The sequence below is a fragment of the Enterobacter sp. WCHEn045836 genome, assembly GCF_003965585.1.
In the GTDB taxonomy this organism is placed as follows: Bacteria; Pseudomonadota; Gammaproteobacteria; order Enterobacterales; family Enterobacteriaceae; genus Enterobacter; species Enterobacter dissolvens.
Genome location: NZ_RXPT01000030.1, coordinates 1 through 17,239 on the forward strand (window position 1 = coordinate 1; position 17,239 = coordinate 17,239).

General features: G+C 48.3%; 24 protein-coding genes and 1 pseudogene. 16 read left to right on the forward strand and 9 right to left on the reverse strand.

Annotation, left to right across the window (positions count from 1 at the left end; genetic code table 11):
- Positions 1-150: 150 nt before the first annotated feature.
- Entirely contained in the window at positions 151-1,380 is a 1,230-nt protein-coding gene (locus tag EKN38_RS24535; protein ID WP_185812865.1) for a site-specific integrase, read from the forward strand.
- Positions 1,381-1,601: 221 nt separating this feature from the next.
- On the opposite strand, the gene EKN38_RS24545 is transcribed toward EKN38_RS24535, so the two are convergent.
- The 5 genes and pseudogenes from EKN38_RS24545 to EKN38_RS25850 form a co-directional block, all read right to left on the reverse strand.
- A complete protein-coding gene (locus EKN38_RS24545) occupies positions 1,602-1,841 on the reverse strand; it encodes a DUF4060 family protein (protein WP_126522950.1) in 240 nt (79 codons plus the stop codon).
- 38 nt (positions 1,842-1,879) lie between these two features.
- Entirely contained in the window at positions 1,880-2,965 is a 1,086-nt protein-coding gene (locus EKN38_RS24550) for a RecT family recombinase (protein ID WP_126522952.1), read from the reverse strand.
- A 9-nt stretch (positions 2,966-2,974) separates the two neighbouring features.
- Positions 2,975-5,665 (reverse strand): RecE family exodeoxyribonuclease, encoded by a 2,691-nt coding sequence (locus EKN38_RS24555; protein ID WP_126522954.1) that lies wholly within the window; start codon positions 5,663-5,665, stop codon positions 2,975-2,977.
- Between the two features lie 140 nt (positions 5,666-5,805).
- Positions 5,806-5,970, reverse strand: coding sequence for a YdaE family protein (locus EKN38_RS25845; RefSeq protein WP_185812863.1), 165 nt, complete (start codon positions 5,968-5,970; stop codon positions 5,806-5,808).
- Positions 5,963-6,073 (reverse strand): annotated as a pseudogene (locus EKN38_RS25850) (hypothetical protein); the annotation flags it as partial. The pseudogene EKN38_RS25850 and the gene EKN38_RS25845, both read right to left, overlap by 8 nt.
- 124 nt (positions 6,074-6,197) lie before the next feature.
- On the opposite strand from EKN38_RS25850, the gene EKN38_RS24560 reads away from it, so the two are divergent.
- On the forward strand, positions 6,198-6,698 hold the full coding sequence (locus EKN38_RS24560) for a hypothetical protein (protein ID WP_073961562.1): 501 nt from the start codon (positions 6,198-6,200) through the stop codon (positions 6,696-6,698).
- Positions 6,699-7,100: 402 nt separating this feature from the next.
- On the opposite strand, the gene EKN38_RS24565 is transcribed toward EKN38_RS24560, so the two are convergent.
- The 4 genes from EKN38_RS24565 to EKN38_RS24580 all read right to left on the reverse strand — a co-directional run bounded on the left by EKN38_RS24565 (position 7,101) and on the right by EKN38_RS24580 (position 9,062).
- Positions 7,101-7,592, reverse strand: a complete 492-nt coding sequence (locus EKN38_RS24565; RefSeq protein WP_126522956.1) for a hypothetical protein — start codon at positions 7,590-7,592, stop codon at positions 7,101-7,103.
- On the reverse strand, positions 7,592-8,044 hold the full coding sequence (locus tag EKN38_RS24570; RefSeq protein WP_221760827.1) for a helix-turn-helix domain-containing protein: 453 nt from the start codon (positions 8,042-8,044) through the stop codon (positions 7,592-7,594). The genes EKN38_RS24565 and EKN38_RS24570 overlap by 1 nt, the downstream gene beginning before the upstream one ends.
- Positions 8,034-8,462, reverse strand: coding sequence for a hypothetical protein (locus EKN38_RS24575; protein WP_126522958.1), 429 nt, complete (start codon positions 8,460-8,462; stop codon positions 8,034-8,036). Before EKN38_RS24575 ends, EKN38_RS24570 begins: the two co-directional genes overlap by 11 nt.
- A gap of 216 nt (positions 8,463-8,678) precedes the next feature.
- On the reverse strand, positions 8,679-9,062 hold the full coding sequence (locus tag EKN38_RS24580; RefSeq protein ID WP_126522960.1) for a helix-turn-helix domain-containing protein: 384 nt from the start codon (positions 9,060-9,062) through the stop codon (positions 8,679-8,681).
- Positions 9,063-9,166: 104 nt separating this feature from the next.
- Here EKN38_RS24580 and EKN38_RS24585 point away from each other — a divergent pair, with 104 nt between their 5' ends.
- The 14 genes from EKN38_RS24585 (at position 9,167) to EKN38_RS24655 (ending at position 17,084) form a co-directional block, all read left to right on the forward strand.
- Positions 9,167-9,394 (forward strand): YdaS family helix-turn-helix protein, encoded by a 228-nt coding sequence (locus tag EKN38_RS24585; RefSeq protein ID WP_126522963.1) that lies wholly within the window; start codon positions 9,167-9,169, stop codon positions 9,392-9,394.
- Between the two features lie 2 nt (positions 9,395-9,396).
- Positions 9,397-9,948, forward strand: coding sequence for a toxin YdaT family protein (locus tag EKN38_RS24590; protein WP_126522965.1), 552 nt, complete (start codon positions 9,397-9,399; stop codon positions 9,946-9,948).
- An 84-nt stretch (positions 9,949-10,032) separates the two neighbouring features.
- Positions 10,033-10,950: a replication protein gene (locus tag EKN38_RS24595; protein WP_185812864.1), complete on the forward strand. Its 918-nt coding sequence runs from the start codon at positions 10,033-10,035 to the stop codon at positions 10,948-10,950.
- Positions 10,947-11,633, forward strand: a complete 687-nt coding sequence (locus EKN38_RS24600) for a replication protein P (protein WP_126522969.1) — start codon at positions 10,947-10,949, stop codon at positions 11,631-11,633. Before EKN38_RS24595 ends, EKN38_RS24600 begins: the two co-directional genes overlap by 4 nt.
- A gap of 276 nt (positions 11,634-11,909) precedes the next feature.
- Positions 11,910-12,359, forward strand: a complete 450-nt coding sequence (locus tag EKN38_RS24610) for a carboxymuconolactone decarboxylase family protein (RefSeq protein ID WP_014832179.1) — start codon at positions 11,910-11,912, stop codon at positions 12,357-12,359.
- Positions 12,360-12,662: 303 nt separating this feature from the next.
- Complete coding sequence (locus EKN38_RS24615) at positions 12,663-12,881, forward strand: hypothetical protein (RefSeq protein ID WP_014832178.1); 219 nt, start codon at positions 12,663-12,665, stop codon at positions 12,879-12,881.
- A gap of 383 nt (positions 12,882-13,264) precedes the next feature.
- Positions 13,265-13,714, forward strand: coding sequence for a VOC family protein (locus tag EKN38_RS24620; protein WP_048254464.1), 450 nt, complete (start codon positions 13,265-13,267; stop codon positions 13,712-13,714).
- A gap of 366 nt (positions 13,715-14,080) precedes the next feature.
- Entirely contained in the window at positions 14,081-14,305 is a 225-nt protein-coding gene (locus EKN38_RS24625; protein WP_014832176.1) for a DinI family protein, read from the forward strand.
- A 106-nt stretch (positions 14,306-14,411) separates the two neighbouring features.
- On the forward strand, positions 14,412-14,654 hold the full coding sequence (locus EKN38_RS26290) for a hypothetical protein (RefSeq protein WP_229764313.1): 243 nt from the start codon (positions 14,412-14,414) through the stop codon (positions 14,652-14,654).
- 39 nt (positions 14,655-14,693) lie between these two features.
- Entirely contained in the window at positions 14,694-15,296 is a 603-nt protein-coding gene (locus EKN38_RS24635; RefSeq protein ID WP_050861215.1) for a DUF1367 family protein, read from the forward strand.
- Positions 15,296-15,502, forward strand: coding sequence for a hypothetical protein (locus EKN38_RS24640; protein WP_126522971.1), 207 nt, complete (start codon positions 15,296-15,298; stop codon positions 15,500-15,502). Before EKN38_RS24635 ends, EKN38_RS24640 begins: the two co-directional genes overlap by 1 nt.
- A 2-nt stretch (positions 15,503-15,504) precedes the next feature.
- On the forward strand, positions 15,505-15,867 hold the full coding sequence (gene rusA / locus EKN38_RS24645; protein WP_050861245.1) for a crossover junction endodeoxyribonuclease RusA: 363 nt from the start codon (positions 15,505-15,507) through the stop codon (positions 15,865-15,867).
- On the forward strand, positions 15,864-16,697 hold the full coding sequence (locus EKN38_RS24650; protein WP_050861216.1) for an antitermination protein: 834 nt from the start codon (positions 15,864-15,866) through the stop codon (positions 16,695-16,697). Before rusA ends, EKN38_RS24650 begins: the two co-directional genes overlap by 4 nt.
- Before the next feature lie 195 nt (positions 16,698-16,892).
- Positions 16,893-17,084: a hypothetical protein gene (locus EKN38_RS24655; protein WP_050861246.1), complete on the forward strand. Its 192-nt coding sequence runs from the start codon at positions 16,893-16,895 to the stop codon at positions 17,082-17,084.
- The last annotated feature ends 155 nt before the right edge of the window (positions 17,085-17,239 follow it).

The following is a 17,239-nucleotide window of genomic DNA, read 5'->3' on the forward strand; positions in this document are numbered from 1 at the left end:
CGCTATCGTAGGGCATATGAATCCGTTTTAAGTTTGTTTGTCATGCTTTATGTCTTTTGAAAAATTCCGCCATTATCAACATCTTGCCTGCTCTAAATGCTTTATTTTTGTATATCACGCATTAATTTGAAGGTTATCAATTTACGCAAAATGTGTACACTATTGTGTATATCTTTTCCCGGAGTGTACACATTGCTAACCGATACAAAACTGAGAAAAGCTCTTGGCAAAAAGAGAGACAAAATCGAGGTCATTTCAGACGCTCACGGCTTGAATGTCAGATTGTCTACATCCGGCAGTATAACATTCTTTTACCGCTACAGATGGAACGGAAAAGCGGCTCAATTGACGATCGGCGATTATCCGACCATATCATTAGCTCAGGCGCGAGAGCGTAGACAGCAGTTCAGAACCTGGCTTAAAGAGGGGTTCGATCCGAGACGACAGACCGTACTGGAGAAACAGAAAAGAACAGATGCGATTACCGTAAAAGAAGCCTTTGATTACTGGGAAAAGCATTACTGCGTTCCTGAAGGTCTGGTAAAAATCCACGTGAACCGCCGGGACTTCAACAACCATATCAATCCTGTGCTGGGGAATATGAACGTAGATCAGACCACAAAGGCACATTGGCTTAGCCTGTTCGACGGTATGGGAAGAAGGGTGGTTACTGGGCAAATGTTAGGGTTGATGCAGCGTGTTTTTCGTTTCTGCTCTAACAGAGGAGTAATCAACCTAAACCCAATTGAGAGTCTCAGGCGATCTGATGTGGGGCTCACCGCGGCAGTTAAAGACCGAAGATTGAGCGATGAGGAAATCAAAACTGTGTGGAATGCTTTGCCTGAGATGAGAGAACGACAACAGCTGATCATGAAATTTCTCATTCTGACCGGTTGTAGGAGTACGGAAATAAGAACGGCAAAGTGGGAATGGTTCGATTTTATGGATCAAACATGGACCATTCCAGCAAGTGATTATAAAACAGGTAAATCGGTCAGGAGAGCGTTGCCGGATGCTGTTGTAAAGATGATGAAATCTCATAAAGAAACATCAATGTCAAAGCATGTTGTTACGTTGTCACGCTACAAGGGGCCAGAGGATGACAGGCCGCCTCTTCAGCCCAACGTTGCGTTATTTTCTGCCCAAATAATTTCCAAGACAGGAATGAAGCCGTGGTCCCTCCATGACCTTCGACGAACCGTGGCGACGCGACTTTCTGAATTAGGTGCGCCGCCACATGTTGTTGAGAAACTGCTTGGCCATCATATGGCAGGTGTCATGGCGAGGTATAACCTGCATGACTACATTGATGATCAGCGCCATTGGCTTGCGGTATGGCAGAACCATTTGGAGAAACTGGTTGGTCATCCTCTGGTTTGATGCCCACTTTTTCTTCCCACTCCAGGAGGTCTGAAAGTCTCCAGCGCTTCGGGCTTCCATTTATCTTCGGCTTCGGAAATGGTTGTGAAAAATATGCCGGCATTCTGGAAGGGGTGCTCCAAAAGTACAGCGTGCTCCGCGAAATTTTGTATCTTGATAAAACTTCACTGGTGATCAAGATATCAACATTCGTATAAGTTGTTTCATTCATATTGCACCTCTCAGTTGCATTGTCCCGGCAGATTGCGCAGCCTGCGCGCACCATTCATGGCTGTCGCAACGTAGCTGGCCCGGCGGTTAACGACTTCCACTGTTACCTTTATTCCCTCAACCACTACGGTGTATGTGGTCTTGGTTTTCTGTCTGGCGAATTCACCGTAAGTTTCGACGTGCTTCGCGAGAGCGGCATCACATGCCTGGCGAGCCAAAGGGGATTGCTTACTGCGATTAATCAGTCGCATTTCTTCTCCTTGAGGGAGGGTTTCCCCTCCCGATCTCGTTAGTTCACGTATTCCGGTTTCATATCCGCCAGGGTGATGCTGAACTGCTCATGCAGTTCATCGCCCAGGTGACGCTTTGAAGAAGCCAGCACGCGTTCAGCTTCGCCAAAGCGTTCTGCCGCGTCGGGTTCATCCGGAGATGGTAGGGAGTTGATCGCCGCTTCCACCTTATTGCGAGCATCAACCAGGTAGTAGCGCTTCACTGCTTTGTTCTTGAGCTCGGTAAACAGGGCGGAACCTAGCGTTGCTTTGACGGTTTCGATATCTGCGCGTAGAGCTTTTGCACTATCGACATCCTGGGCCGCCTCGATGCGGTCGCGGAAATCATCAGCAAGCGCATCGATGTTTTGAGCTGATTCCTGAGCCGTTTGAGTCGTAGTGACGTTGTCACCTGAAATGTCTGCAAGGCTAACGTGCTGCGCCGGTGCTGGGTTTACCTCTTGTTCTTCACGGCGATCATCCAGTTCATCCGGGGTGTAGACGCCCAGAATCACATCCGGGCAGAACAGTCTCGCCCAACGTTTGACGGCCAGATATGCCAGCTGCTGGCGAGGGTCATCAGCCCATAGGGTAGAGTTTCTGGTGCGGGCCTGAGCCAGCAGTAAATCAAGTTCCCTCGGCTGCTCTTCGCCTTTCAGAGTTGCGCGGATAATGATGCCGATCCCGGCTTCGTCTGCCAGGGTCCAACCCGGAACGCGGTACTCGCCTTTGTCGCCTTTACGGATATTGAATTTTCCAACGACCTTTTCCCATGGCCCGTACCATTCATATTCAAAGCGGCTGGCCAGCACGCCGCTTCGTGAAATGACGGCATTAACCAGCTGCGCTTCATACCCGAGCACACCGTTAATCAGGTGCGTTTTCTGCGCCACGGCAAAGGGATTCATCTGCCACTGTGCCGCTTGCATCGCTACAGCCATGCAGTCGGCCTGATTGCCCTGCAGGTGCTTAGGAACGGTGGCGGTGCCCTGCGCCATAATTTGCGCGAACGTGCTGATGGCGTTCAGATACTGGGAATCAAACAAAGCCACGTTGGAGTTAATAACGGTGTTCTGGTCAGCAACGGTAACGTTAGTGTTATGCATAAATCCCCCTTAAGCCTGAGCGCGCAGCGCTTCGAGGCGGCGCAGGTCGAAATCGTTCAGTTCATCTGTGTAATCGGTAGTGATCGGCGCTGGCCATTCGCCCGTGTCGAAACCCATGGCGATGGAGCGCATCGTTTTGCGGTACTCGAGCATGCCCAGTTCCAGCAGGTCTGCGGATGCCTCGATGATGGCGATCCAGTGGTAGTTCTCGTCTTTGTTGACGAAAATCCAGAAGAACTGGTCCAGCGCTGCGGTCTCGCAATACATAGCCGCACTGAGGTGGTAGTCCCGGTCAATGATTTCCCGGTGCAGCCGGGCTCGCAGGTTTTCCTGCTTGACGTTCCACATGCTGATAGTTTTCAGGTCAGCACCGATGCGAACGCCGTCCAGGTCGATCTCAAGGTCAGGACGTACACGAACTTCTAGGCCCGTCTCCTCGTCAAAGCCGAAGTAGCTCACTTCAACGGCACGGCTTGGATGTGTCAGCAGCATGCCAGCGGTCGGGTGCGCCAGGAGCGCAGACTGAATTGCCCGTGCCGTTGCCAGCTGCTGGCGGGTAACCAGAATTTTTTCGCCAGGGTTGTCGCGCCAGGCATCCAGCAGTTCGTCGGCGAATATGGCATCGGGCTTAACCGACTTAACTGCCTGGATCATGTCTGCTTTGCTGCCAGACACTTTCAGCGGTGTCGGTTTCTGCGCTTCCTGTGCGACCAAATCAGGATTGATGATTGCTAATTGCTCAAGTAACGCATCACGGCTGCCGCTGGTTTTAACCGGCACGGGCAGGGTGGCGTTGTACTCTTTAATGCATGCCTTCATTGCCGTTGCTGTCTGCTTCTGGCCTTCTTCAATACGCTGGTACTCAGCTGGGAGAGCCATATAGCTTTGAGCCGTTTCTTCCATGCTGGCGCCAAGCGGCACTTGAGCGGGAAGGGATGCGTTATGTTTTTCAAGCAACGCTTTAATCTCGTCAGCGCTTAGCAGCGTCGGTAGGCTGGCGTTGTAGGCATTGATGAACTCGCGCAGAGTTGCGGTGGTCGTAAACGCACCTTCAGGGATCTCCGGTTCTACGCTGAACTCTTCTTCGAGGTTTTCCGGTTGCAGTGCAAGAGCGTGCACCAGATTTCCCATATCCAGCACTTTGGATGCTGTGCGCGGGATAGTTTTAGCCACATGGCGCGCGTTAAAGTACATCAGGCTGACGCGGGCATCTTTCACCTGGGTTGAGCTAATGCCGTTCGCAGCGTGATAAACGTCATTCGGTAGGCCTTCATAGCGACTAGGTTCGAAGTAGGCTGGGTATTCGATTACTGACTTCGACTGCTGCTCTTCCGGGGCTATGGAATCTGTCTGCGAATTAGCTGCATCAGTGCTTTCGCTCGGTGGTACCGAACCAACATCTTCGTCTTTCTCTGGCTTAGCCGTTTCCATCTGCACATCGTTGGTGGTCTCCGCTGCGTTTTCCGTTTTTTCGACTTCATTTGAGGAGGTATCGGCGACCGGTTCAGTATTTCCGCCCATCAGGCCATCGATGGAGAACACTCCACTGCCGAGATTTTCAACCTGCGGTTGTTCAACTGGGGCTTCAGTCTCAACTGCAGGAGTAGGCAACGGCAGTAGCTCCACAGCAGAGTTAAACTCAGCCGTCATGGTTTTATTCACAAACTCAAGATGAGCCGCTGGCGTATGGTGGATGTTCTCTGGTGCGATACGGATCAGATTGAAGATTGCCGCACGGTTCACCGCCAATATGCCTAGTTGATTGCGTAAGATTGCGCTCCATGACTTCCATGGTTCTTCTTTCTTAGCCACGATTTCTTTGGCGCGTCGTAACACGCTCGAAGGAATTTCGAAGTGATGGAAATCCATAGGCAGCAGGGCGCATGCGATCTCAAGATCGAGAGTGTCCAGAGTGTGGTGCGCGCCTTCGCCGCGATCCGTTACATGGCCGCCGTCTGCATTGGTACTAGAATCAGTGCGCTGAACATTACTGATGCGATTACCGTTAGCCCATTCGCGAACGAGAATGCCGCGATCGATATGCTCGGTGTTGAACCAGGTCTTAAAGAAATGAATTACCAGCGATAACTCTGTCCGTTTCCCGTCTAATGGGAAGACAGTCTTCAGAGCCTCAACAACCCGGGCAATTTCGAATTCAGTCGCTTTTTTGAACGCATCGACATTCTCTGCAGCGAGCAGCATGTTTTGAACGTAGCTGTTATCTACATCCATCTCGAGTTGCTGAATTTCTCTCTTCTGCTCAGTGTCGATGTGATAGGCGTACTCGTCAGAAATGAACTGAGCCAGAATGCGCTGACGCAGTGGGAGCGTAGCAACGGTGAGCAGCTCAGGCATCTTTGTGTCGGTAACAGTAATACTGCAAGTCGACTGCTCAGAAGAGTTCTGGTAAGAATCTTCATGCTGTAACTTCACTTTCCACGTACGCTGGTCTTCGTCCAGTTCGTAGCGTTTGCACCAGGTGTAATCCACGGTACTTTCTTCCGGGAGGTCGTTATACACCGGGAAATCGGTGCGAACCGGTTTGGCGTAATCCTTACCGCGTCCGGTTTCAATACCAGCATCTTCCAGCTCAACATCGAGCTGTAGGTTGGCACGGGCTTCTGATTTCGCAGTGAACCAAATCACTGCGTCTTCTTTGCCAGATTTCTGCGTAGCCTTAACTACATAGAAAAATTCCATGTGAGATCCTCTTTTTTGGATGTAAGATCCCCGGGCCAGAGATAGCGCCCATTGGGTGAACTTTGGTTTTTTAAGTAGTTTTCCGGTGTAACTTTGGTCGGGAGCACCGGACGTACGGGCCGCCTTGCGCGGCTTTTACGTTAGCTTTCGTGGGCCATCTGGTCGTACGAAGCACAACGTTCAGAGCAGTATTCTTTTTCTTTGCGCGTCATCTGCGCGCCGTTGCGAAAGAGAAGGGTACTTTTGACTACTTCCTCCAGTTCAACCGGCTTGCCGCAGTACCCGCATTTCGTTGAGTTACACATCTGGATTCCCCTTTTGCGCCAGTAGGTAGCACAGGCGGCGAAGAATCACCTCGAAGAAGTTCAGCTTTACTGCCTGTTGCCGTGATGGCTTACGCGCGTAATCAGTCACTTTGATCTCCTTGTAATGCCTGTCTTTTGACCACATCAGGCTCGGTGGATCCTGCTATTCCCCAACAACAAGGATTCGTTTAATCTGGATATCCCCAGCAACAAGAAGAGTATTCGTAGTGATTGCCGAACTATCAGCTGCCATGGCCGCCATAAAAGAGACCGCAGGTTTAGCCAAAGTCATCAACGACGCAAAAACTGATGCGGAAGTTAAAGCTGCCACGATTGAACTTCAGAACAGGTTAATTACACTTCAGGCGGAGTGCTTCTCTCTCGGTGATGTGATCCGTCAACGTGAAGAAGAAGCAATGCTTCTCAAAGCAAAAATTGCAGAGTACGAAGATTTTCAATCCCAGACTGAAGGTTATGTTTTCAATCAACTTGAATCTGGTACGTTTGTGTATTCGAAGGAGCAGATTGTGGGTGAAAAGAAGGTAACAGTGCATCTTTGCCCACAGTGTTTTACAAAGAGAATAGTATCGATACTTCAGCCTACTGGAGAGCCGTACTATAACGCTCATGCCAGATGCTATTTTCACCAATCTATTTGCCATAATTGTAATGCCTCTTACTCGATGAATACCTCTAACTACACTCTTGATGCCAGCTGGATTAGCTAACATTCAGGGATACCCAGATTTTTAAAGAGCGAAGCGTCCTGCTGGGCGCTTTTCTTATGCCTTATCGCCGGCCAGCGGAACGTTTACACCTGATGCGCGTTAATATCTCCACCTCATCCGACTATTCGTATGCCGTCGGCGACTACTTCGTGGGCGTCCTGCCTGGGTGGTTCGTAGTGCGTCTTGGTGTAGTGATATTAAGTCCTAGGCTTAATTAAAGTCAAGCTCAAGGCGAAGTTGATAGCTAAGTTTTAGGCTTAAATGTGATGGTTTCGATAATTTTGGGGTTGTAAAAGCCGGCAAAGTACTGAAGAACTGACCGTTGGTTTACAGGGAGTGATTTGAGGTAAGAGATATGGAAATGAGTACAAAAAACCCGGCCATTGGCCGGGTCGCTGTGTACTAGTCTTTTCGGATGTCTGACTTCTTCATGTCATAAAAAGGAGTTCTTATAGGATTAACTCCTAACCTGGAGCATGTTGATTGAAGATATTCCCTCCAGTACGGCCAAACATGATAACCGACATTATTAGCACCAAATGCTTCAAGTTCTTCTTCTCCAAGCTCTTTTTTGGCTGAGTAAATAGCTTCGAAGCAAGACTCAATAGTAAGTATCGCATCATCATCTTTGCCATCATCATCACTTTCAGGTGTGACAAGGCGAGCGCCCACATCATAAAGAAATGAATAAAAGAGTTTTTTATCGTTCGGATCATCTTCACGAACCATTTCGATTAACTCAATTTTTACAACATTTCTAAACGACTGATTCTTCCTTGGAATAGAATTAATGTTAAGGAAATTATATGAATCATCCATTTCAACCTTAGCATTACGTAAATGAACTGACAGTATTGCCAAGTTTTCAATTGCTACCTTTAGTGATTCCTTCATTATGCAGCTTTGCTCCAGAACTCTTTCTGGGCCCTTACAATAACGTTGGATTTATTTACTGTACTAGTTCCCTGAAGCAGGGTGTCAGTAAAGCCATTGAATTCATTAATAACATCTTGCCAGCCACAAGTTTCTTTCAACAGTATAGGTTTTGATTCTATAGAAGTGGTTGCTTCTTCTTCAAAACAAACAGTTGGTTTAATATCCAAAGCAAAACAAATATCTGCAAGGGTTCGTAAAGTCATGTTTCTAGAACCACTTAGCAATTGTGAGATGTAAGCTTTTGTTTTTCCGAGCTTCTCTGCAAGATCCGATTTAGATACACCTCTGTCTTCCATTTGGATCAGGATATCTTCAGTGACATTAAACGTTAATTCTTCGGCTGCATAGAGGCGCTTGTGTTCTTCAGAATGCATTTCAACTTCAGTATGATAAAGACTGTCATTTCTCATCGCCGTCTACCTCAATTCTCGTCCAATTCCCTTGGACTTTTGTTGTATCTTTCTGTGCGAGCTTATCTTGATTCTTATAGATGTAATGGCTGATGAAAAACGTTTTTTCATACCTTTCTGAAAACCAACCATAAGCTCGAATAGGAATCTTTTTGAATGCGTAAAACTGTTTTGCCGGTCTTCCGGGGCGACAGGGAAGAGGGCCTTCAGGCGGAAAAGAGTCTTTGGATAGTCTTCCCCCATCGGATAACCGCTTAACCAACAGATCCATTTGAGTTTTTACTGAGTCTCGTTTACTTGCAGATACGCTATTTAAAGCCTCGATAAATGTGTCCCAAGCCCCTTCGCAATGGACGACTCGTAGCATTGAGCCAACAATCAAGTTAGGACATTTGGATGGCGACTCATCGTTGCTCATCAGTGACCTCGTGTCAGTTAATATATATGTTAACTCTGCAATGTCAAGTTTGCTGGCTACCGTTTCGCACAAAAAGTATCAACTGTTTTTATACGAAAAAAGACTTAATGACATGAGATATCTATATGTTTATATTGATAAAAAATGTTAAGCTTTATCTAACGCTTATCAAAGAACACATAATTCATAGCAACAGATTTCATGGGGGACTTTACGTCACTGCTGTGAACGGATCCGTCCTTTCATGTACTTTTCGTACATCTCGTCGAGCTCTTTAAGGCGAAGTGAAAAAATACGCAACATATTTTTCTGTTCTTCTTCTGGAAGTTGTCTATAGAGCTCTAACATTCTCTGTTCGTCCGGTTTGAGCCCTTCTTTTTCATCTACATTCTCACCAAGCAGCCAAGGTACTGATACTCCAGCAGCATCAGCAACTGCAAGCGCTGATTTTTTACTTATAACCCCTTTTTTGAACCAGCCGTTAACAGATTGCGGGGTTACACCAGCAACCCTTGCCATATCGGATTTAGTCATACCTCGCCCGTTCAATTCGGACAAGCGTTGAACAAGCGTCGGATTAAGTAAGATTTTCTCTTTCATAGTTAAAGAATAAGCCTTTTGCTTAAACTTGGAAATTCGCCAGGGGCTTGACATTAATGTAAGTCTGGGGCTTAATTTGATTTGCATTCATAGCGGAGAACAAGATGAATGGGTTAACAAAAGCCATAAACAGGGCTGGTAATGCGACAAAGCTAGCCTTTCTACTTGGAATCAAACCAATGTCAGTTAGTCGCTGGAAAAATCGATATCAGGGTGTAGTACCTGCTGAGCGTGTTCTACCAATTTTCAAAATAACTGGCGTAACTCCGCACGAGCTGCGCCCAGATCTCTACCCAAATCCCACTGATGGTTTACCTAAAGAGGAGCCTTAACAATGCAAACTGTTTCATTTCAACAGAGTAGCAGAGCTTCTTCTAATCGACTGATATTCCCGTGTCATCAAAGCGAATCGGCAGCGCAGGGTATTGATCATCGAAATATTTGTTCTGCAGTCCGGGCGTGGGCGGCAGCAGAAGGGCGCGTAGCTGTAGCACTTCAAATCCAGGAAGCGGCGGAAGAACTTCAACTTGATGGCGTAGATTTTTCAGGCCAGGCCGATGTCTGGAACGTGAAGCTGTTCCGCTGGCTCGACAACAAAGAAGACTCCGCATCGTACCGAAAGAACGTTGAACAGCTGTCGCCCGCGATCATGTCTGTATTGCCGCTTCGATACCGCGACCGTGTCGTAAAGAACGACTCGTTTGCTTACCGAATGGCCCGGCTGGAAAAAGAGGTAAGTGAGGCGAAGCAAGCTCTGATGCTCGATGCACCGAAGAAGGAAAAGCTGAAGGAGTTAGGCGAAGGGATTTTCGAAATGTTCCGTGTCGATCCGGATCTAACAGCGCCTCTGCTGGCGATGGTCACAACCATGCTGGGGGCAATGTGAAGACTTCAGAAAAGGCGAAAGCCGGTCTGCGCTAACAGAACCGACTTTCAGGTGCAAAAACGGAGTGTAATTGCGGAGCTAAGTATGTCAAACACAGCTGAAATTATCAATTTCCCCCACAGAACCGAACAACCGGGAGGTCGTATGACCGACCTGTCGAACGGGTATACCAAGGTCGCTAACGAGATCCAGCAACTCAAGCCTCGTCTGAGAATGTCAGGCCGGGAGTGGCAGTGTTTTGAGGCGGTGATCTGGCTTACCTACGGCTGGAACAAGAAGCAGGACCGCGTTACGAACACGGTGATCGCCGAGCTTACAGGGCTGAGTGATTCGCATGTCTCTGATGCGCTCAAATCGCTCGCAGAACGCAAAATTATCTTCAGTCAGAAGCAGGGCGTGATGAAAACGGTCGGTATAAATACTGACCTTTCTGCCTGGATTTTAGACAAACCGAAAACGGGAAAAGTCTTCCCGAAATCGGGAAAAGTGTTACCGAAAACGGGAAAAACCTTCCCGGAAACGGTAGACACCCAAGACTATAACAAGAACAATATTAAAATATCCTCGTCTCGGAATTCTGACGAATCCCGAAACCAGAAAACTCAACAGTTTCTCTCACGCCATCCAGAAGCTGCCGCTGGGATATACACCCCAGCAGGTAAATCATGGGGATCCGCTGATGACCTCAAGGCCGCACGCTGGATTTACGACAGGCTTCTTACCGTCAACGCATCGCTATCTGAACCCAACTGGGCTGAATGGGCGAATACCATCAGGCTGATGCGTGTCCAGGACAAGCGTACTCACTACGAAATCTGTGACCTGTTCCAGTGGGCTAACCGGGACGAGTTCTGGAAAGACAACATCCTGAGTCCTTCCAGTCTGCGCAAGCAGTGGGATCAGCTCACCACCAAGCGGCTGCGCGCAACCGGAACGGCAAAGCCATCCCGGGGCGGCATTGACCTGCATAACACCGACTGGATTGACGGGGTGCTGAAATGAAAAACCTTGCCGAGAGTATTCGCGATTTTGACCGGGAACAGGCACGCCGTGTGGCACACAACATGCCTGAGCAGTACACCGAACGCGAACAAACGCAGCAGGTGGCGCAGATTATCAACGGGTTATTCGTACAGCTGGCGGCCGCGTTTCCGGCAAGCCTGGTTAATCGAAGCCAGGAGGAAGTAAACGAGATCCGCCGTCAGTGGGTGCTGGCCTTCAAAGAAAACGGGATCACCACTCTGGAACAGGTTGAAGCGGGCATGTGCATGGTACGGCGCCAGGAGCGTCCATTCCTGCCTTCGCCAGGCCAATTCATCAAGTGGTGCAGGGAAGGGCGCAGCGTACTGGGGATCACCACCGCTGACGTCATGGCTGAGTACTGGAAGTGGCGTAAGCTGGTGTTCCGGTACCCGAGCAGCGAGCTGTATCCGTGGCCGAAGCCGGTTTTTTATCACATTTGTCTCGAACTGCGGCGCCGCGGAACCGATGGCCAACTGAGTCACAAAGAGCTTGAGCGTGAGGCTGGAGATATACTGGGTATGTGGGAAAAGCGGGTGCTGGCCAGGAAGCCGATTCCGCCCGTTCGACGGGCGTTGGCTGCACCAGTTGATCCGAAAGGGCCGACACCGGCGGAGCTTTTGAAAGCTAAATATCAGCGGATGAAAGCAGATGGCAGGGCATAGTGAGGAAATGGTCTGTTATGAGCGAGAAGCGGACTCTACCGTGGATTTTATCAACACTCAGGGATTGCTTTTAAAAATTGTTATCCAGTTTTACTGCATGAGGTATCCCATAATTGTCCTACCGTTTTACTCATTTTTTGTCTCTTTTATCTATGACATCAATGGTTAAGATTACAACGTCTGAGCAGACGTACTAATTTAAATTCTGTCATTCAGTCGTAGCGATTCTGTGAGGCATCTTTTTATTTTAAACAACTCAAAAAGGTGGAAATAACGATGAAGCGTCCAAACTGGTTTCAAGTTTCCGATAAAGGTGGCAAGGCTATAGCAGCGCTCCATCATTACGCCACTACTGGTACAGGTTTACCTGCCGAGCTGATCCATTTAATTTTTTTAAGAGTTTCCCAGATCAATGGTTGTGCACACTGCATAGATATACATACTCGCGATCTTATCAAGAGTGGCATGTCCGTCGAAAAGATTGTATTGGTGCCTGTCTGGCGAGAAGCTACCTATTTATTCTCGGATATAGAGCAAGCTGCCCTCTCATGGGCGGAAGAAGTTACCCGTGTTAGTGAAACACATGCTTCCGATGAAGCATATTCCGCAGCGCTTTCTGTATTCGGTGAAAAAGATTTGGTTGAACTTACCATTGTTATTGCCACCATGAATGCCATTAATCGTATGGGTATTAGTTTTCGAATGAAGCCGCTTGCTAAAGCTTGACAGATGTAAATAGCTCCCATAAGGGACTCTGGAGCTATATTAAAGTCTGCTTCTGGCACACAAACGACATCCCAGCCTGTGCATGACCGTAAAAACTACCTTCACTTGATAAGCCGCTTCGGGTTATGACGAGGCGCTTGTGTGACATGCTGGAAAACCAATTTAGGCGTTTACTGAAAGCCTGGTTGTCCTCAAGTGAAACGACCCTTAGAAATTTCTATGGCGAAATAATCACATAAGTCTTCTCCACGTGTGTTATAAGCGAGTTTGAAATCGCCACCACTGGCGGTTAAGAGGCATCTCATGAAACTACGTATCACAAGAGCAATCGGCCTCAGCAAGTTCTCGCCACGTTGGGTTAAGGTTATCTGTTTACGGTTGACTAAAAACGATATTGAGCGCTCCCTCAACGCTCTTCTGGCCACAATCGATGAATCTGAACTTACCCCTGAGCAAGTCAAAGCATTAAGGGAATGCATTGACAGAATTAACATCGCAAGGGGGAAGGGGATGCAGGCGTGAGCACGTTTGATAAAAGGTAAGCCAGCACTGTATATGCGCGGCACGTTTGCTGCGCAAGTATCGCTGACTGCTCGATACCAGCTGAGCTTTAAAAGCCAAATATGATTGGATGAAAGCTGGTAGGAGGGTATGGGGATGTGTGAGCGAAAATGAGACCAACTATTTAAGCCTGCTCCGTTTACCGCATCTCAACTGAGTTCTTTCTTCTTTGCGTAGCAGGCTAAATCTTCATTTAGCTGGAGTTAGCATACGCCGCAACCCTGAACGGCATTGAACAATACGTGCAAGAAATCCAGCAAAAGCATAGATTGAAAGGCTCTTGACCTCAAGTTAACTTGAGTTTTTAAGATGGCGACTCTGGAGATAGTCAAAGGATTAGCCTAATGAAAGATATTGATGTAGGTTTTACGCACGTTGCGTTTGTTGTTAGAAATTTGGAAAAAAGCATTGATTTCTATAGCCGTTATGCTGGCATGGAAATCGTACACAGGCGAGAGCCTGATCTTCCGGAGGTACGTAAAGTCGCGTGGTTAAGTGACCGAACTCGCCCTTTTGCACTTGTCCTTGTCCAGGTTGATGCTGTGACTGACACCCCTCTGGGTAATTTCGGTCACTTGGGAGTAGCTTGTTCAAGCATTGAAGAAATCGACAATAAGGTAGCGATGGCCAGAATGGAAGGCATCTTGCGAAAAGAACCGGTTCAGGCAGGCGAACCGGTAGGTTATTATGTCTTCTTCGCTGATCCTGATGGTAACACACTTGAACTTTCTTATGGTCAGAAAGTCGGGATCGAGGCTTTCCGTCAGGATGATAAAGTGCCTGCATCTCAGTAAATTTCGATAACCGGTTGGATTACATTACGCACTGGTAATGTTTCATGTCGTTTTAGAGCTTGCTGACAAATTTGTTGCTTAGTAACAGCAAGCTCCATAATAGCCTTTACGAATTTTCATTTTATAAATCTCATATCGAAACCACAATTTAGTAGTGAAACTGCACTAAACTCCTCTGAAATCTATTCAACATAACTATTGTGTAGACCACCAAATCTGAGATCTGTCCCAAATCGTTCTTAAAACCGATACCTGCAAGCTTGGAAGCGCTCCATCCTTCTAACACTCTTTAATCGTTGCAAAATCCGTAAGATACGTTTATAAATATACTGTATATACATACAGGTGTTTGTTGCGGAGGGAAAAATGAAAATCGAGTTAGCCATTGATCGCATGAAGAAACTTCCTGATGGAGCTATACCTGCACTAGAGTCAGAACTGCTCAAAAGGCTCAGCAAGCAGTTTGATAATTGTCAGCTAACGATCAAGCGTGCCAGCAATGATGGTCTGAGTGTTTTCGGGGGCGACAAGAAAGAGGTTGAGCAAATCGTGCAGGAGACCTGGGAAAGCGCCGACGAGTGGTTTTATTAATCGCGTGAATTTCACTGGAGCAGTTTCAAAGAGTATCGCTGTTTGCGTTCCCCTGGCTGTTCCCGATTACTGTTTACCGCGTCAATAAGTCGCTCTGGGGGAAATAGTGTGTAGTGCAGATGCCTTTAATGCAGATGATCAATGGTACGACGTGGTCAGAAGGGCCGATAAAGCAGTTATCTATAGCTTCCCGGCTGAGGGCAGATATCTGGTTTATCGAGTAAATGGAATAGTTTCATTACGACCGTTGCTCGAAGAGGAAGAAATATTCACTCTCAACGGGTTTATGCAATTTGCAAAACGACTGGGGTACCGAGTTACACCACCGTCTGATATTATTATTTCATAGGCCTGAACAACCTATACCTGATGCGCCACGGAGAGAACCATGGCGCTAGAATTACAACTTATCAAACACCATTCAGGAATACTGATCCCGGCCACACCCGAGACCAGCGATATCCTGCAATCCAAAACCAGGCTCGGCGATGTTCTTGTTGCCGAGTTCAGGCGGGTACGAAACCCTGCATTTCACCGGCGCTTTTTCGCGCTTCTTAATCTCGGTTTTGAATACTGGGAACCAACCGGCGGGGCTATCTCTAGCAACGAGCGAAAGCTGATCACCGGCTACGCCAAGTTCCTGGCTTCTTATGGCGGGAATGAGGGCGCGCTTATCGATGCTGCTGAACAGTATCTTGAGCAGGTTGCTTACCGGCGCGTCACAAATGGCATTAGCCTGTGCAAATCCTTTGACGCTTACCGCTCCTGGGTGATCGTCGAAGCAGGGCACTTTGATGCCATTCAGCTGCCTGACGGCACACTCAAAAAGCATCCTCGTAGCATCTCGTTTGCCAACATGGACGAACTCGAGTTTCAGCAACTCTATAAAGCTGCGCTCGATGTTCTCTGGCTCTGGGTCCTGTCCCGTTCATTCCGCAGCCGTGACGAGGCCGAAAACGTCGCCGCGCAGCTGCTTGGCTTTGCGGGGTGATGGGGATGAAGAAGACCTGGTTCCAGCATACCGACTGCAGCACCGAACAGGCCGACGAACTGGTTAAGCGTTATAAGGCCCGCGGGGTACGAGTTGAGCGTAGCCTTAACCCAGATTACGTGTCATGGACAGTCAGTGCTTTCCTTCCTACCTCAAAAACACCAGCGCGCCCGGATAGCCGCTGGCGCAGCCGGATGTGGGGGTAAACGTGAAGATATATCAAATCACTTTGCCCTGGCCGCCGAGCAATAATCGGTATTACCGGCACAACCGTGGGCGTACGCACATTAGCGCTGATGGCGTCGCGTACCGCTATGCCGTGGCCAGTATCATTCGAAGCGGCCGGCTAAATATCCGAACGGCGGCACCACTCAAAATCCGAATTGAATGTCACATGCCCGACCGCCGGCGCCGCGATCTGGATAACCTGCAGAAAGCTGCTTTCGACGCTTTAACCAAGGCGGGATTCTGGCTGGATGACTGCCAGGTTGTTGATTATCGCGTTGTGAAAATGCCTGTCGTTAAGGGCGGGAAATTAGAACTCACCATCACCGAGCTGGAGATCGCATGAATCTTGAAAATACCCTCAAATATCACTTCGCCAAATCGACCATGATTAGCGATTCTCCGCGTGCAACGGCGTCAGACTCATTAACCGGAACGGATATCATGGCCGCTATGGGTATGACGCAGGAACGGGCAGCCTTGGGTTATAGCGCCTTTCTCGGGAAGATGGGGATCAGCAACAACGACCGGGAGAGGGCGATCGAATTGCTGGCCCAGTACGCGCTGACCAAGTGCGACCGGGTTGCTGCACTTCGCAAACTGGATGCCAAGGTTAAGCCATTAGTGATGAACCAGCTGGCCACCTTCGCGTTTGAGGACTATTCCCGCAGCGCCGCCAGCGTGAAGCAGTGCGATGGCTGCAATGGGGAAGGGTTTATTGACGCTGAGGTATTCAGCATGAAGTCTCACACTCCGGCAAAAGAGAAGAAGTTCGTGAAGATGTCATTGAAAATGGGCGTCGAGCATATTCGTCCTTCTGAGTATGAAGTGCGCAGGAAGGTCAGGGAGATAGCGCGAGTTCTCTGCCCTCAGTGTAAGGGTAAGAAGGTAGTTAGTTGTGCCTGTAGAGATTGCCACGGGCGCGGTAAAGCAGTGAATCAGGAGCTCACTGAAAAGCAGGGTGTGCCGGTTCTGGCTGACTGTAAGCGCTGCAGCGGGCGGGGGTATGAACGAATTCCTTCCACTGAGGCTTACGCCGCGGTGTGTCAGATAACGGATGCAATCAGCCTCGATACCTGGAAGAAGTCTGTAAAACCCTTCTACGATCAGCTCATCACGAAGTTTGATATTGAAGAGGCGTGGGCAGAAGCACAGCTCAAGAGGATAACAAAATAGGGTATGAATTTATCGTGAGCTATTTACTTTTCCCGAATCTGTGGTAATTTTGCTCTAACGATGGGTTATTGCCTTCGTTTAAAGCCCTGCGGTTAACCCCGTGGGGCTTTTTGCTTAATGGCGATTTAAGTATTTCTAAAATCATCAATATTCATTGCCTCTTATAATCTCTATATCGAAGAGGAGGAGGGAATGATGAGAGAAGGCTATTACTGGATCCAGTACAATGGCAGCAGGCAGATCGCTTACTACGAGCACGAAAAAATTGACGATTTAGAGTCGGGTGAAACTATCTACGGCGCATGGTATGTGACTCGTGGAGATGATCTCGCCAACAATGGAGAGGTCGAAGTGCTAAGCGAACGTATTGAAGAGCCAAAGCTGTAACAGGAAAAATAAGTGAAGCCTCGTTACTGTGCGAGGCTTTTAGTATCCATGAAAGAAGTAGCGAACCTTCAAACCGATAAACTTTAACACTGGCCAGACATAATGCTGGATTAAATATAGGGCAGGTGGAATAACCAATGTCGCACCAGTTGCGC

Excerpts from the sequence above, each read along its gene's own strand:
- EKN38_RS24555 (WP_126522954.1), bottom strand. The coding sequence starts at position 5,665 with ATGGAATTTTTCTATGTAGTTAAGGCTACGCAGAAATCTGGCAAAGAA.
- EKN38_RS24575 (WP_126522958.1), bottom strand. The coding sequence starts at position 8,462 with ATGAGCAACGATGAGTCGCCATCCAAATGTCCTAACTTGATTGTTGGC.
- EKN38_RS24640 (WP_126522971.1), top strand. The coding sequence starts at position 15,296 with ATGGGGATGAAGAAGACCTGGTTCCAGCATACCGACTGCAGCACCGAA.
- EKN38_RS24620 (WP_048254464.1), top strand. The coding sequence starts at position 13,265 with ATGAAAGATATTGATGTAGGTTTTACGCACGTTGCGTTTGTTGTTAGA.
- EKN38_RS24615 (WP_014832178.1), top strand. The coding sequence starts at position 12,663 with ATGAAACTACGTATCACAAGAGCAATCGGCCTCAGCAAGTTCTCGCCA.
- EKN38_RS24570 (WP_221760827.1), bottom strand. The coding sequence starts at position 8,044 with ATGAGAAATGACAGTCTTTATCATACTGAAGTTGAAATGCATTCTGAA.
- EKN38_RS24550 (WP_126522952.1), bottom strand. The coding sequence starts at position 2,965 with ATGCATAACACTAACGTTACCGTTGCTGACCAGAACACCGTTATTAAC.
- EKN38_RS24635 (WP_050861215.1), top strand. The coding sequence starts at position 14,694 with ATGGCGCTAGAATTACAACTTATCAAACACCATTCAGGAATACTGATC.
- EKN38_RS24545 (WP_126522950.1), bottom strand. The coding sequence starts at position 1,841 with ATGCGACTGATTAATCGCAGTAAGCAATCCCCTTTGGCTCGCCAGGCA.
- EKN38_RS24595 (WP_185812864.1), top strand. The coding sequence starts at position 10,033 with ATGTCAAACACAGCTGAAATTATCAATTTCCCCCACAGAACCGAACAA.
- EKN38_RS25845 (WP_185812863.1), bottom strand. The coding sequence starts at position 5,970 with ATGTGTAACTCAACGAAATGCGGGTACTGCGGCAAGCCGGTTGAACTG.
- EKN38_RS24610 (WP_014832179.1), top strand. The coding sequence starts at position 11,910 with ATGAAGCGTCCAAACTGGTTTCAAGTTTCCGATAAAGGTGGCAAGGCT.
- EKN38_RS24655 (WP_050861246.1), top strand. The coding sequence starts at position 16,893 with ATGAGAGAAGGCTATTACTGGATCCAGTACAATGGCAGCAGGCAGATC.
- EKN38_RS24535 (WP_185812865.1), top strand. The coding sequence starts at position 151 with ATGTGTACACTATTGTGTATATCTTTTCCCGGAGTGTACACATTGCTA.
- EKN38_RS24625 (WP_014832176.1), top strand. The coding sequence starts at position 14,081 with ATGAAAATCGAGTTAGCCATTGATCGCATGAAGAAACTTCCTGATGGA.
- EKN38_RS24600 (WP_126522969.1), top strand. The coding sequence starts at position 10,947 with ATGAAAAACCTTGCCGAGAGTATTCGCGATTTTGACCGGGAACAGGCA.
- EKN38_RS24650 (WP_050861216.1), top strand. The coding sequence starts at position 15,864 with ATGAATCTTGAAAATACCCTCAAATATCACTTCGCCAAATCGACCATG.
- EKN38_RS24565 (WP_126522956.1), bottom strand. The coding sequence starts at position 7,592 with ATGAAGGAATCACTAAAGGTAGCAATTGAAAACTTGGCAATACTGTCA.
- EKN38_RS24580 (WP_126522960.1), bottom strand. The coding sequence starts at position 9,062 with ATGAAAGAGAAAATCTTACTTAATCCGACGCTTGTTCAACGCTTGTCC.
- EKN38_RS24585 (WP_126522963.1), top strand. The coding sequence starts at position 9,167 with ATGAATGGGTTAACAAAAGCCATAAACAGGGCTGGTAATGCGACAAAG.
- EKN38_RS24590 (WP_126522965.1), top strand. The coding sequence starts at position 9,397 with ATGCAAACTGTTTCATTTCAACAGAGTAGCAGAGCTTCTTCTAATCGA.